The following is a 13417-nucleotide window of genomic DNA, read 5'->3' as shown; positions in this document are numbered from 1 at the left end:
GGGGACGGGCGCGACATCCGGAGCACGACGAAGGGGGCCGACCGCGATGCGGTCGACCCCCTTCGATGGGATCACTCGGCCGTCGCCTCAGGCTCCATCCGACGACGGCGGGCGAGGACGAGACCGGCTCCGATCGCAAGGAGCAGCGCGGCCGTCACGGCCCCCGCGAACACCCAGGCCGTACCGGTTTCGGCCAGGTCGCCGCGGGTGGTCTTCGCGGTAGCTTCGTCGACCTTCGGAATGCCGGGCGGATCCACGGGCGCAACCGGGGGCTCGGCTCCGACGACCAGCCCACCGTTCCAGGTCAGGTCCTCACCGTCCGCACCGGTGGGTGAGGGATCGACGATCGTGATGTCCTCCATCACGCCCGCAGCGGCGTCCACAGCGGAGTTCAGCAGGTCGTCGTCGCCGACGCGGAAGGTGGTCACACCCGCGTTCGCCGGGACGTCCACGACGATCGCGTATTCACCGGACACGAGACCCGAGAACCGGTAGGAGCCGGTCGAGTCGGTCCCCGTCTCGGCCTCGACGACCTCACCGAACTTGTCGACTCCGGACAGGCGCATGGGCACGTCGGCGACGCCCTCACCGGGCGCCCCCTCCGGGCCGTCGTTGTCGAGACCGTCCTCGTTCGTGTCCCACCACAGACGCTGACCGATCGACGAGGACACCACGCGGGTGCTCACAAGCGGCGACCGGGCCCCCAGGGTCTGGGTCGCCGAGCGGACGGTCGCGTCGTTCGAGAAGGTGGCACCGCTCGGCGCACCCTGTGAGACGAGGGTGTACCGGACCTCGACGCGCTCCAGGGCCGCGAGCGAATCGACGTCCATCCGGATCGCGGTGACGTCGGCGAAGGACGCGGCACAGCCCTCGGCGCCGAGCTCGGACGCGGTGCACCAGGCCGAACCGGCCGGGAGCTGACCGTATCCGGCACTGCCGTCGACGACGGATGCCGCGGCGACGGCCGCCGGATCGGCGTCCGTGTACCGGACCGTGACACCGGACGGTGCCTCGACCGCTGCTGCCAGCACACCCTCGACGGACGACGAGCGTGCATCACCGGCGTAGGGCAGCACATCGATCGACGAGGCGCCCTGCTGCGGGGTGTCGGCGTTCATGTTCGCGAACGCGACCGTGTAGTCGATGTCGTCGCCGGACTCGACCGCCTGCTGTGCCACCGACTTCTCGATGCGCAGCCCTCCGGGGGCACTGAGCGAGACCGTCTGGCGCGAGTAGTGCGCGTCAGAGATCGTCGGCGATTCGGGGATCTCCTCGAGCGACGAGGGGTCGTCGGAGCTCGAAACGATGACCTGATTGACGAGGTCGCCGACGATCGTCGAGTCGGTCTTGGCCCAGTAGGTGATGACGGGCTCGCTCCCGCGGTCGATCCGCTCGAACGACCAGGTGAGCTCGGTGGTGCCGTCCTCCGCGGTCACCACCGAGTCCGGAGCGGACGAGACGTCTGCAGGGTCGAAGGCGAGCCCCTTCGGGAGTCGGTCGACCACGACGACGTCGCGCGCGGAGTCGGCGAGGCCGGACTTGCTGGCGATCTGCGGGGTCAGTTCGAACTGCACACGTTCTCCTGAGGCGACGTGCGCCGGCGATCCTGCATCGACGGCGGGTGCGATCGCGCGCTTGGCGATGGCGACGGACCCCTCTGAGACGAGGAGGCGGTCTCCACGGGGGAAGTCCTTGTTCGTCGACTGCACCGGGTTGTACTTCCCGTGGTACCAGGCGTCCTCGATCCAGTGGGTCGGCGCATCGGCGTCATCGCTGTACATCGAGGTGGACTTCACGGAGTAGGTCTCCATGATGGTCTCGCCGACCGGCAGACCATCGTGGAGCTGCAGCGTGAGCGACCCGTTGAACTGCGCTCCCGCAGACAACTCGCCGCCGACGGGACGGTAGCGCACCCGCGTGACGTCCTTGAGATCGAGCGACTGCCAGTTCGCGGTCCAGGTGTCGTCTGAATCGTCGCAGGTCGCGGCGTCGAGGCCGCTCCAGCGGGTCTCGTCGTCGGCAGTGGCGTCGACGACCGGCGTCGTGCCGTACTCGACGATGACCTGACTCGGGTTGAACCCGTCGGCCGCCCCGCTCGCCCGGACGGTGACCGGAGGCGCGCTGGCACCCGCGGTCGCGACGAACTGGGTCTTGGGGTCGAAGACCTGACACACGATCGCGCCCGTCATCGGCGCCTCCACCGAGGAGTTGATGACGGCCGTGTGTGCGACGAAGGTCTGCCCGCTGGTCACCGGACCGTCTCCGGAACCGACCGTGCTCTGGCCGGGGACCTTGGTGAGGTTGGACGCGCTGTCGAGATACCGCGTGCTGTGGCCCGTTCCCACGCGTCGGGTGAGGCGCGTCGTCACGGTGTTGTCGGTCAGCGGCTCCGCACGGTTCGCGATGGGCTCACCGGCTGCGTTCTCGCCGAACGCGACGAGGTCTCGCAGGGTGACGAGCGCGTCGATGCTTCCGTCGGACGGGACGTCGGTGTGCGGCACGAAGACCGCGAACTTGCCGATCGCGACGTAGCCCCGGGTGGTGATGTTGGCGCCGGAGGCGGTCTTCGTCGGGACGTGATCCGCGCTGAGGTCGGCACCGGAAACGACCACGTGGATCAGCTGCGGGTTCGCCGCATCGGCTGTGCACGTCCAGGTACCCGAGTCGGTGACGGTGTTCTCCGCACCGCCGGCGCTCCACGGGAACGCATTGCCGTCGTAGGGGTTCAGCGCGCACCGCTGCCCGGCCAGATCGACGGCTTCGGCATGGTCGCTGAAGTCGGACAGATCGATGTCGAACGTCACGTCACCGACGATGGCCGACTGGCCCCGTGCGCCGAGTCCGCCGGCTGCGTTGTAGTCGGCGAGGTCGAGGAACGTGTCGAAGTACACGCGGTACCCCCTGACCCCCTCCGCGTTGACCGCGACCTGGTCGGTGGTGTGCCGCTTGACGCCGAGATTGAGGCGGGGACCCGTGCTCATGACGAGGTCGTCCGGCGTCACCGTCGAAGACGCGGCCTGCCCGCTCGTCGCGTCGGCGGCCGACACCTGGATGGCGTCCGCCGGAGCCGGCAGGACGGTTCCGTCGGGCAGTGCCGTGCTGGCGGAGGCGATCAGGTCGTAGGTCGACACGGAGTTCGGTGCGACCTCGTGCACGACGCAGTCGACGGTGCGCGCATCGTCGCTCACGACCGAACCGTCGCCACAGTAGCCGGGCAGCGACCCGACGGCAGGCCAGGTCATGCCCGAAGGGAGCTCCTGACGGATCGTCACCACGCCGTCCTGAGCCGTGCCGTTCACCTGGACCTCGATCCGGTACGAGACGGTGTCGTGCGAGCGGACGATGAGATCCTCGCCGCTGGTGTCTCGACCGGGCCCTGCATCGTCGTCGAAGGGCGCTGTACCGGTGACGGTGCGCTGCAGCTTGGTCAACAGGGTCAGCGGTCCCGCGTCGGGCACGACCGCCGTCGGAGCCGCGGGCTCAGCGTCGGGCGCCGCCGGCGCCTCGGGAGACGCCGACGAGGTGTCGTCGGTCGTCGGCGGATCGGTCGCGGCCGACGCAGGCACGATCGCGCCGAAGCCGATCACAGCTGCTGCCGCAACGGCAGTGCAGGCCGCGAGTGCGCGTGGCGGGGAGAACAGAAGTGACATGGAGTCGCTTTCTCGAGGGGGTGAACCCTGCGAGAATATCAGACAGATATATCTGTTGGAAACGACACATATCAGTTACTGCAGCGCTGACGTCAATCTGGCGAGGTTGTCGAGCACGGTCGACCGGAGGGGCTGCTTCAACCATTCCGCGAGCGTCAGCTCTTTGCTGATCTCCCGGTACCCGTCCTCGACGCCGCGCATCTCCTGGACGAACTCGCGCCCGCGGACCATGAGCGAGACCTCCAGGTTCAGACCGAAGGAACGCATGTCCATGTTGCTCGACCCGATCACGGCGACGTCGTCGTCGATCGTGAAATGCTTCGCGTGCAGGATGTACGGCGCCGGGTACTGGAAGATCCGCACGCCGGCTCGCAGGAGCGCCTCGTAGTAGGAGCGCTGCGCGTGCCACACCATCGCCTGGTCGCCGATCTCCGAGACGAACAGGTCGACCGGCACACCACGCTGGACCGCCGTCGTGACCGCTGCGAGCAACGACTCGTCGGGCACGAAGTACGGACTCGTGATGACGATGCGCCGCTGCGCCGCGTAGATGAGTGTGAGGAACAGTTTGAGGTTGTTGTCGCCGTCGAACCCCGGCCCGCTCGGCACGACCTGCAGCTCGAGGTCTCCCACCGGTCGGGCCTCGAGCAGGCCGACCTCGTGGGACAGGACGTCGCCCGTCTCGCTGTACCAGTCGCTCAGGAAGATCGTGTTGATCCCCGCGACCCCGGGGCCCTCCACCCGCGTCATGAGCTCCTGCCACTGGAGACCACGCTTGATATTGCCCGGCTTGTTGTAACTCCGGTCGATCATGTTCTGCGAGCCCATGAACGCGACCGCGCCGTCGACGATCACCATCTTGCGGTGGTTCCGGAGGTCGGGACGTTGGAACTTGCCCTTGAACGGTTGGAGCGGCAGCATGAGCGCCCACTGGGCACCCATCGCGGTGAGGCGTTTCAGCGTGTGCTTGTAGTCGGGGGTCCGCCAGCTCGCGAAGTGGTCGAGCAGCACCCGGACCGTGACACCGCGGGCCACCGCGCGCTCGAGCGCGTCGAAGAACGGCTTCGTGGTGCGGTCGCAGGTGAGGATGTAGAACTCGACGTGCACGAACTGCTCGGCACGGTCGACCTCGTCGGCCATGGCGTGGAGCGAGGCCTCGTAGTCGCCGATGAGACTCGCGGTGTTCCCGCCCTGCAGCGGCATCGACCCGAGGTTGCGGTTGAGCGTCACGACGGACCGGAACCAGGCCGGCGCGTTCGACGTCAGGTTGGCCTTGACGAGGTCGCGGGTCGTCTGGCGGATGTAGACGTTGATGTCGTACTGCTTCCGCCGGCGCACCCGTGGGAGTTTCGGGTTGCCGATGAGGAGGAAGGCGATGACACCGACGTACGGGATGAGGAAGATCGCGAGCAGCCAGGCCATCCCCGCGGTCGGGCGCCGGTTGCGCGGGACGACGATCACCGCGATGACACGGATGATGAAGTCCAGGACGAGGGCCGTGATGCCCAGCCAGTTCCAGGAGAACTCGATCGTCATGTCGCCCATCCGCTCAGCTGCCGAGGCTCCAGCCTACTGACCATGCCGGACAGCTGTGGGGTGACCTAGCCGCGTGATACGGGCGGGTCAGACCTCGCGAGGGGCGGAGGGCTCGACCGGCGGGAGACCGAGCTTCGCGCGCTGCTCCGCCTCGACCTGCGCGTACGCCTTGCGCTCGTTGCGGTCGGACCGCAGGATGGCGCGCATGACGACCCAGAAGATGATGCCGACGACCACGGTGGGCAGCAGCGACCAGAGCGCGTTGAGCCAGTAGTCTTCGATCACTCGTCAATCGTACCGCCCTTCGACAGGCTCAGGGACCGGAGGGTTCGCTCAGGGACCGGAGGGTTCGCTCAGGGACCGGAGGATTCGCTCAGGGACCGGAACGAAGTGGTCGCCCGATGCCGAACGAGCGCGCAGCGGCCTCAGGAGCCTCCGGCGAGGGCGCCCCACAGACCGCTGACGACGAGGTACAGGCCGATCCCGCTGACCACGATCCAGATCGTGATGCGCGCCGTCGTCGGCCCCTGCTTCTTCGGGTCCTGGTGGTCGCCGGGGTCCATCATGCTCATCGTCGCGCCTGACTGTCGGTGGTCGTGCTGCCGGGTGGCCGCTACTTGACCAGGGGGAAGAGGATCGTCTCGCGGATACCGAGACCGGTCAGCGCCATGAGGAGTCGGTCGATGCCCATCCCCATGCCGCCGGACGGCGGCATCCCGAACTCGAGCGCACGCAGGAACTCCTCGTCGAGACGCATGGCCTCGACGTCGCCCTGCGCGGCGAGCTTCGCCTGCTCGATGAAGCGTTCGCGCTGCACGACCGGGTCGACGAGCTCGGAGTAGCCGGTGGCGAGCTCGAAGCCGCGGACGTAGAGGTCCCACTTCTCGACCGCGCCCTCGATGGAGCGGTGGGCGCGCACGAGCGGGCTCGTGTCGACCGGGAAGTCCATGACGAAGGTCGGGCGCTCGAGGCCACCCTTGACGAAGTGCTCCCACAGCTCCTCGACGTACTTCCCGTGGATGGGGTGCGGGACCTCGACGCCCTCACGCTCGGCGAGCGCCTTGAGTTCCTCGATCGGCGTCTGCGGCGTGATCTCGACACCAGCGGCGGCGGAGAGGCTCTCGAACATCGAGATGCGGTCCCACTCGCCACCGAGGTCGAACTCCGTGCCGTCGGCCCAGGTGACGACGTGGCTCCCGCTCGTCGCGAGCGCGGCGTTCTGGATGAGGGTCTGCGTGAGGTCGGCCATGGTCCCGTAGTCGCCGTAGGCCTCGTACGCCTCGAGCATGGCGAACTCGGGGCTGTGCGTGGAGTCGGCGCCCTCGTTGCGGAAGTTGCGGTTGATCTCGTAGACGTGGTCGATGCCGCCGACGACGGCGCGCTTCAGGTACAGCTCGGGCGCGATGCGCAGGTAGAGCTCGGTGTCGAACGCGTTCGAGTGGGTGACGAAGGGGCGGGCCGAGGCTCCACCGTGCATGACCTGGAGCATCGGCGTCTCGACCTCGACGAAGTCGCGCTCGGTGAAGGTCTGGCGGAGGCTGGCCACCGTCTTGGCGCGGTCGAGCACGTTCTTGCGCGCCTGGTCGCGGGCGATGAGGTCGAGGTACCGGCTCCGGACCCGCGTCTCCTCGTTCAGCTCGTTGTGGAGGTTCGGCAGGGGCAGGATCGCCTTCGCCGCGATGGTCCACTCGGCCACCATGATCGACAGTTCGCCGCGGCGGCTGGAGATGACCTCGCCGGAGACGAAGACGTGGTCGCCGAGGTCGACGAGTTCCTTCCAAGCGGCGAGCTGTTCGTCGCCGACGCTGGCAAGGCTCACCATCGCCTGGATGCGGCTGCCGTCGCCCGACTGCAGGCTGGCGAAGCAGAGCTTGCCGGTGTTGCGCAGGTGCACGACGCGGCCTGCGACGCCGACCGTGACGCCCGTCGCCTCGTCGGGCTGGAGCTCACCGAAGCGGGCGCGCACCGCCGGGATCGTGTCGGTGATGGGGAGGGTGACGGGGTAGGCGCCACCGGCACCCGACGTCGCCTCGTCGATGAGGCGCTGGCGCTTCGCGAGCCGGACGGCTTTCTGCTCGGAGAGCTCTGCCTGCTCTGCTGCGTCGTCGATCGGCTCTGGCGTCGTGTCAGTCATGCGGTGGGATTCTCCTCGTGCGGTCACTGGAGTTTACCGGGGACCGTGCGGGCCGCGCGCACGGCCGGTTTCCTATGAACCGGCTATCGACGCCCTGACAAGGGTCTGCGAACAACCATTCGGAGGACATCGCCGGGTGCCCGGGCCGTGCTTGGCTCGAAGGACAGGAGTCCCGATCGGGGGCACCGACGCCGGAAACGAACTCGAAAGGCTCGTCATGACGACGCTCTCCGACCACCAGCACACCGACCACCGTGAAGCCACCACCGTCCCACCGGTCCCGGCCTCCCCCGCCGCGCCGCGCGGACAGGCGGGGATCGACGCCGGTCTCCTCCTCCTGCGCCTGGCCCTCGGCGTGGTCTTCATCGCGCACGGGCTCCAGAAGTTCCTCGTCGACTCCATCCCGGGCGTCGCCTCCGGGTTCGCCGGGCTGGGCATCCCGGCTCCAGAGGTCGCGGCGGTCGTCGTCGCCGGTCTCGAGGTGGTCGGTGGCCTGCTGCTCATCATCGGCCTCGGCACGCGCATCGTGGGCGCCCTGCTCGCGGTGACGATGGCCGTGGCGATGGTGCTCGTGCACCTGCCGGCGGGGTTCTACGCCGCCGACGGTGGCTTCGAGTACGTCATGCTGCTCGCGCTCGCGTCGCTCGCGCTCACCCTCGCCGGCCCGGGCCGATTCGCGATCGACGCGCTGATCCGTCGCCGCCGCAGCCGCTGACACGGGCCCGCACGCCTGCCCGGACTCGGGTGGGGCGGGCGGCGCGATTCGCCCACCCGGTTAGAGCAGCTCGTCGACGTCGGGCGTGGTCGCCCCGCGCAGCGCCTCGTCGACCGACGACCGCACGAGCGACGACAGGAAGCCGCCGGCGTTCTCCACGCCGATCTCCTGGAGCAGAGCCGTCGACTGCTGCACGACCGCGCGGGAGAAGCTCGCGGCCGTCTCCACCGCTTCGGCGTAGGCCGCACGATCGGCCTCGGCGATGATCACGGGCTCCGCGCCCATCTCGACCACGAGCGCCTGCCCGATCGGTTGGACGGGGGCCGGTGCGGTCACGGCGAACGACGTCTCGTGGAGCCGGGCGAGGTCGAGGCTCGTCCCGGTGAACACCATCGCGGGGTGCAACGCCAACGGGATGGCACCGGCGCGCGCTGCCGGAGCGAGCACCGCCGTCCCGAACCGAGCCGAGGTGTGCGCGACGAGCTGGCCCGGCTGCCACGCACCGACCGCCGCGAGCCCTTCGACCAACGACGCGAGTTGCGCATCGGGCACGGCGATGACGACGAGTTCGCTCCGCTCGACCACCTCGGTCGGATCGAGCACCGGCACATCCGGCAACAGGGCGTTCGCCCGTTCGAGGCTCTCCTCCGACACCGCGGTGATGCCGACGATCGCGTGTCCGGCTCCCCCGAGCGCCGCTCCGATGACCGGGCCGACGCGACCACTCCCGATGATCCCGACGCCGAGCCTGGCGCTCCGTCGTTCCGCGCTCACGTGGTCCTCCGGTCCTGGTCGGTCGTCGGGAACGGCACGGACGGTGCCGGGCTCTGCTCCTGCCACGGCTCGGCGTGCGCCCGCGTCGTCGGTTCGGTGCCGGACTGCGCCACCGGCTCATCGAGGTAGGGCGCCGTCGCCTGCGCCTCGGACGGCTGGTGCTCGGGGTCGAAGCTCGCCCACCGGTGGCTGCGGTCGGTCGACTGCGCGACCACGATCGCCGCCGACGCCGCGTCGAACATCCGCACCGCCTCGTCGCGGGCCATGGCCGGGAGCTTGGCGATCACCGGGCCGGGGACCGTGTGCGCGGTCGCGGAGGCGAGATCGAGCGCCCGCAGGAGCGGTCCCTGGTCGATCCGGATGCTCTGCAGGCGTGCGAGCGGGAGGATGTGGAGTTTGCGCCAGACCACCCCCTGCCGGAACAGCAGCATCCCGTCGCGCAGGGCGTAGCCGGTACGACGCCAGGAGAACCAGTTGATCCATCGCGAGCGGCGGGGCGAACCCACGAAACCGACGCCGTCGCGTGTGGCGAGGGCCGACTGCAGGGGCGCCCAGGCGCTGCCGTCGATGCGGCCCGCGAGCATCAGCTCCACGACCTGGGCGGCGTCCACGAGCGACCCGACCGGCAACACCGTGTTGCTCGTCGCACCGCGAGCGGCCTGCTCGAGCGACAGGCCGGCCTTGTTGATCCGCACCCGCCACCAGCCGAACGGACGCCAGATGATGGGCTGTGACACCTCGATCGCGTGGATCCGGCCGGGCGGGACGGTGTCGTTGGTCGTCGAGAAGAGCCCGAAGCCGATGCGGACGCCCGAGGGCGTCGCGGCGATGCTGTAGCGCAGCGACTTCGTCACGCTCGACCAGACGAAGGCCCCGAGACTCAGCACCATCGGGACGAGCCAGAACCAGGCCCAGTCCAGGCCGTTGACGAGGAGCACGACGCCGACCACGACCGAGATCAGGACGATCACGGTGAACGGGCTGAGCAGCGTGGACCCGACCAAGCGTCCGAGCGTCAAGCGCACGACGGAGTCCGGCACCGCCTCCTCCGGATCGAGTTCGGGCGAGATGAAGTCGTCGACGCGCTCGGTGACGAACCGGGACACCCCGCCGGCACCGTCGGGCACCGATTGCGGCGGCAGGGTCGGGTCGGCCGGGTCGCCGGCTGCGGCGGTCTGCCGGCGTTCGGCGAGCTTCACCCCGCTCGCGAGCGTGAGCACGTCCCGGCGGAGGCCGTCGGCGTCGGCACCGTACAGGTACTCGAGTTTGACGTTCGCGTCCTGGCCAGCGACGCTCACGTTGATGCGCGAGGCCCCGATGAGCCTGGCGAGGAGCGGCTTCTCGATGGAGACGCCCTGGATGCGGTCGAGCTTGGCTTTGCGGTTCGTGCGGAACAGGATCCCGCTGCGCACCTCCACCGCCTCGTCGGTCACCCGGAACGTGTGCATGCGCCATGAGAACCAGAACACGGCGATGACCACGATGAGCCCGACGGCGATCGCGAGGAGCACCCACCCGACGAAGCCGTGGTTGAGGATGTAGTCGATCGGGTCGGTCGGCTGCTCCATCCCCGGGGCGGGGATGAAGAACTCGATGAGGCGCTCGCGGAGGTTCGCGATGACGATGCCGAGGATGGCGACGAACGCGATCCCGCCTCGGAGCAACGGCGTCGCCGGGTGCAGCCGGTGCCACTGCCCGTCGACGAGACTCTGTCCGGCCACCCGTGGGACGATCGCCTCGGCTGTCGGCTTCACCCGAGGACCCGCGGCCGGAGCCTCGAACCGCTCCGGCGGTCCTGCCGCCTGGTGCTCGCTCACAGCCCGGTCCGCCGGCTCTCCGCCACGGCGACCAGATGGTCGCGCAGCCCCTCGGCTTCGGCTTCCGGCAACCCGTTGATCACCACTCCGGTCGAGGCGGAGGCGGTCACGAACTTGAGGTCGGCGAGGCCGAACGCCCGCGAGAGGGGTCCGCGGTTGATGTCGACGAGCTGCATGCGCCCGTACGGCACGGCGACGAAGCGCTGCCACATGATCCCCCGGCGGAACAACAGATCGTCCGCGCGCAGCTGATACCCGATCGATCGGATGCGGCGCGGGATGAACGCGGCGGCGATCAGGGAGATCACGGCGAAGGCGGCGAACGGCCACCAGATCCAGGTCCAGTCCCAGACGAGCGCGACGAAGACCACGGCCGCCGTGACGAGCACGAGGCCGGCGCCCTCGGAGATGAACTCGACGGCGATGAGCTTGCGACTCACGCGGCGCCACTCGGCATCAGGCAGTTCGAGCCGCTTGCCGCTCTGCTCCGCGGGGCCGGCGTGGACCCCCTCCGGCGACGACAGCTCCTCCAGCGGCGTCTCGATCAGCGGCCGTTCGGCGGGCTGATCAGGTGTGGGACGGGGCTCCCCCGGGTGCGGCGTCGTCATCATCATCCTTCGGAACGGTGCAGAACCACTCGGCCACCAAGGCGGCGACGACGAGTGCGACGGATCCCACGATGGACGCGATCACCAGCCACAACGAGCCTATCGCGGGCAGGATCGGGCGGGTCAGGACGAAGAGCAGGATCCCGACGGTCGCCCCGGCCACCAGGGAGCCCGCATGGCTCGAGGCCTTCGCGAGCGCGGCGACCCGCATGGCGCGGAACGGATCGATCCGCCGGGTGGCGCGACCGGTCGTGCTGCGGCGGATCGGCCAGGACAGGGCGATGAGGATGATTGCGACCGCCACGAGCGAGACCGCGAGGGTGACGGGCGGGATGATCGACGCGCGTCCGCCGGAGACCATCGCGACCTCGACGAGGAAGCCGAAGACGACGCCCACCCCGGCGAGGACGATGAGCGGTGTCGCGGTGGTGCGGGTCACGGGTGCATGCCGTCGTCGGGGACCACGGAGCCGTCCTTGGCGGCCGCGAGGGTGTCGAGGCGGCCGACGCCGGGCAGCGTCGCGTCGGGGTCGAGGAGCAGCCAGGGCACGACGACGAACCCGCGCTCGGCGGCTCGCGGGTGCGGGACCGTCAGGCGTTCGTCGTCGATCGTCTCGTCGTCGTAGGCGATGAGGTCGAGGTCGAGCGTCCGGTCGCCCCAGCGCTCCTCGCGGACACGGCCGTGCGCGAGTTCGATCCGCTGGAGTTCGTCGAGGAGCGCGTGCGGCTGGAGGCGGGTGCGGACGGCAGCGACACCGTTGAGGTAGGCCGGAGCCGACTCGTCGACGCCGGACACCTTGACGGCCGCGCTCGAGACGAGCGGCGACGGCCGCACCTCGAGCACCCCGTCGACGGCGGCGAGGTCGTCCACCGCCTGTGCGATCGTCGCGCGGCGGTCCCCCAAGTTGGCCCCGATGGCCACGACGGCCCAGACGGCGCGCGGCTTCGGTGGTCCGGGCCGACGGGCGGGGTCGTGGATCGGTGTGCGCGAGACCATCAGACGGCCCGCCCGGCCTGCGTGCGGTCGGCCTGGGTGCGCTCGATCGTCACCGCCACGTCCGCGAAGGGCACCGTGATGGGGGCGCTCGGCTTGTGCACGGTGACCCGGACCGCCTCCGCGCGCTCGTTCGCGAGCACCACGTCGGCGATGCGCTCGGCCACCGTTTCAATGAGGTCGACCGGGTCGCGCTCCACGGCCGCGACGACCGCCTCGGCGAGCTCGCCGTAGTGCATGGTCGCGCCGAGCTCGTCGCCGCCGGCGGCCGGGCGGAGGTCCAGCGACACGGTGACGTCGATGACGAACTCCTGTCCGGCCTCGCGCTCGAAGTCGAAGACGCCGTGGTGCGCGAACGCACGCAGGCCCGTGAGGGTGATCGAATCAGTCATCGGCTCCACCTTGCCATGCATCGAGGGTATCGAGAGCGAGTCTGGTTGCGGCGACGTCGTGGACGCGCACACCCCAGGCTCCGGCCTGCGCGGCCAGCACGCTCACCACGGCGCTCGGCAGGTCGCGCGCCTCCATCGGGGCGTCCTCGGGGAGGAGCGCTCCGATGAACCGCTTGCGGGACGCGCCCACCAGCACCGGGTATCCGAGCTCGCGCAGCAGGTCGAGTCGGGCGAGGATGCGCCAGTTGTGCTCGGCGTGCTTGGAGAACCCCAGGCCGGGATCGACGACGATCCGGCCGGGGTCGACGCCCTGACCGCGGAGGGTCGTCACCCGGTCGTCGAGTTCCCGAGCGACGTCGACCGCCGCGTCGGTGTAGGTGGCGCGGCTCGCCATGTCGGCCGAGTGCCCGCGCCAGTGGCTGATGACGCAATCGAGACCCGACGCCGCCATGACGCCCGGCATGCGATCGTCGGCGAGGCCACCGGAGACGTCGTTGATGATCGAGGCACCGGCGTCGGCCGCGGCACGGGCGGTCTCAGCGTTCATCGTGTCGATACTCACTCGCGCACCAGCGGCGGCCAGCGCGGCGATGACGGGTGCGACCCGGTGCTGCTCCTCGCGGGTGTCGACCCGGGCGGCACCGGGCCGGGTCGATTCGCCGCCGACGTCGATGATGGTCGCGCCGGCCGCGATGAGCTCGAGCCCGTGGGCGACGGCGTCGTCGACGTCCAGGTACCGGCCGCCGTCGCTGAACGAGTCGGGGGTGACGTTGACGACGCCCATGATCTGGAACATGC

The 13417-nt window shown here is 69.8% G+C and carries 13 protein-coding genes; 1 reads left to right on the top strand and 12 read right to left on the bottom strand.

Features of this window, described 5'->3' with window-relative positions:
• Nucleotides 1-71: 71 nt before the first annotated feature.
• From IFR14_RS06045 to lysS, 5 genes are all read right to left on the bottom strand, one after another.
• On the bottom strand, nt 72-3650 hold the full coding sequence (locus IFR14_RS06045; protein ID WP_191940568.1) for an SdrD B-like domain-containing protein: 3579 nt from the start codon (nt 3648-3650) through the stop codon (nt 72-74).
• Between the two features lie 75 nt (nt 3651-3725).
• The gene (cls, locus tag IFR14_RS06040) at nt 3726-5195 is read right to left on the bottom strand and encodes a cardiolipin synthase (RefSeq protein ID WP_137242235.1); all 1470 of its coding nucleotides are present in this window, start codon (nt 5193-5195) and stop codon (nt 3726-3728) included.
• Between the two features lie 78 nt (nt 5196-5273).
• Nucleotides 5274-5471 (bottom strand): hypothetical protein, encoded by a 198-nt coding sequence (locus tag IFR14_RS06035; RefSeq protein WP_194718988.1) that lies wholly within the window; start codon nt 5469-5471, stop codon nt 5274-5276.
• A gap of 140 nt (nt 5472-5611) precedes the next feature.
• Nucleotides 5612-5758 carry a hypothetical protein gene (locus IFR14_RS06030; RefSeq protein WP_157579829.1) on the bottom strand — a complete coding sequence of 49 codons (147 nt, stop codon included), beginning with the start codon at nt 5756-5758 and terminating at the stop codon, nt 5612-5614.
• Nucleotides 5759-5799: 41 nt separating this feature from the next.
• On the bottom strand, nt 5800-7320 hold the full coding sequence (lysS, locus tag IFR14_RS06025; RefSeq protein ID WP_086474544.1) for a lysine--tRNA ligase: 1521 nt from the start codon (nt 7318-7320) through the stop codon (nt 5800-5802).
• Between the two features lie 217 nt (nt 7321-7537).
• Between lysS and IFR14_RS06020 the strand changes: the two genes are divergently transcribed.
• Nucleotides 7538-8035, top strand: a complete 498-nt coding sequence (locus tag IFR14_RS06020; RefSeq protein ID WP_191940567.1) for a DoxX family protein — start codon at nt 7538-7540, stop codon at nt 8033-8035.
• Nucleotides 8036-8095: 60 nt separating this feature from the next.
• Here the strand turns inward: IFR14_RS06020 and IFR14_RS06015 are convergent, their stop codons facing one another.
• The 7 genes from IFR14_RS06015 to folP are packed head-to-tail and all read right to left on the bottom strand — an operon-like array spanning nt 8096 to nt 13415.
• Nucleotides 8096-8809 (bottom strand): Rossmann-like and DUF2520 domain-containing protein, encoded by a 714-nt coding sequence (locus tag IFR14_RS06015; RefSeq protein WP_079705162.1) that lies wholly within the window; start codon nt 8807-8809, stop codon nt 8096-8098.
• On the bottom strand, nt 8806-10626 hold the full coding sequence (locus IFR14_RS06010; protein ID WP_191940566.1) for a PH domain-containing protein: 1821 nt from the start codon (nt 10624-10626) through the stop codon (nt 8806-8808). The genes IFR14_RS06015 and IFR14_RS06010 overlap by 4 nt, the downstream gene beginning before the upstream one ends.
• Nucleotides 10623-11234: a PH domain-containing protein gene (locus IFR14_RS06005; protein WP_137242239.1), complete on the bottom strand. Its 612-nt coding sequence runs from the start codon at nt 11232-11234 to the stop codon at nt 10623-10625. Before IFR14_RS06005 ends, IFR14_RS06010 begins: the two co-directional genes overlap by 4 nt.
• The gene (locus IFR14_RS06000; protein ID WP_086474548.1) at nt 11194-11673 is read right to left on the bottom strand and encodes a DUF3180 domain-containing protein; all 480 of its coding nucleotides are present in this window, start codon (nt 11671-11673) and stop codon (nt 11194-11196) included. Before IFR14_RS06000 ends, IFR14_RS06005 begins: the two co-directional genes overlap by 41 nt.
• A complete protein-coding gene (gene folK / locus IFR14_RS05995; protein WP_137242240.1) occupies nt 11670-12230 on the bottom strand; it encodes a 2-amino-4-hydroxy-6-hydroxymethyldihydropteridine diphosphokinase in 561 nt (186 codons plus the stop codon). Before folK ends, IFR14_RS06000 begins: the two co-directional genes overlap by 4 nt.
• Nucleotides 12230-12619 (bottom strand): dihydroneopterin aldolase, encoded by a 390-nt coding sequence (gene folB, locus IFR14_RS05990; RefSeq protein ID WP_079705157.1) that lies wholly within the window; start codon nt 12617-12619, stop codon nt 12230-12232. Before folB ends, folK begins: the two co-directional genes overlap by 1 nt.
• Nucleotides 12612-13415, bottom strand: a complete 804-nt coding sequence (gene folP, locus IFR14_RS05985; RefSeq protein ID WP_079705156.1) for a dihydropteroate synthase — start codon at nt 13413-13415, stop codon at nt 12612-12614. Before folP ends, folB begins: the two co-directional genes overlap by 8 nt.
• Between the last annotated feature and the right edge of the window lie 2 nt (nt 13416-13417).

Source organism: Plantibacter sp. CFBP 8775, from assembly GCF_014839505.1.
Taxonomy (GTDB): domain Bacteria; phylum Actinomycetota; class Actinomycetes; order Actinomycetales; family Microbacteriaceae; genus Plantibacter; species Plantibacter auratus.
This window is presented reverse-complemented; position numbering and strand designations above follow the sequence as displayed.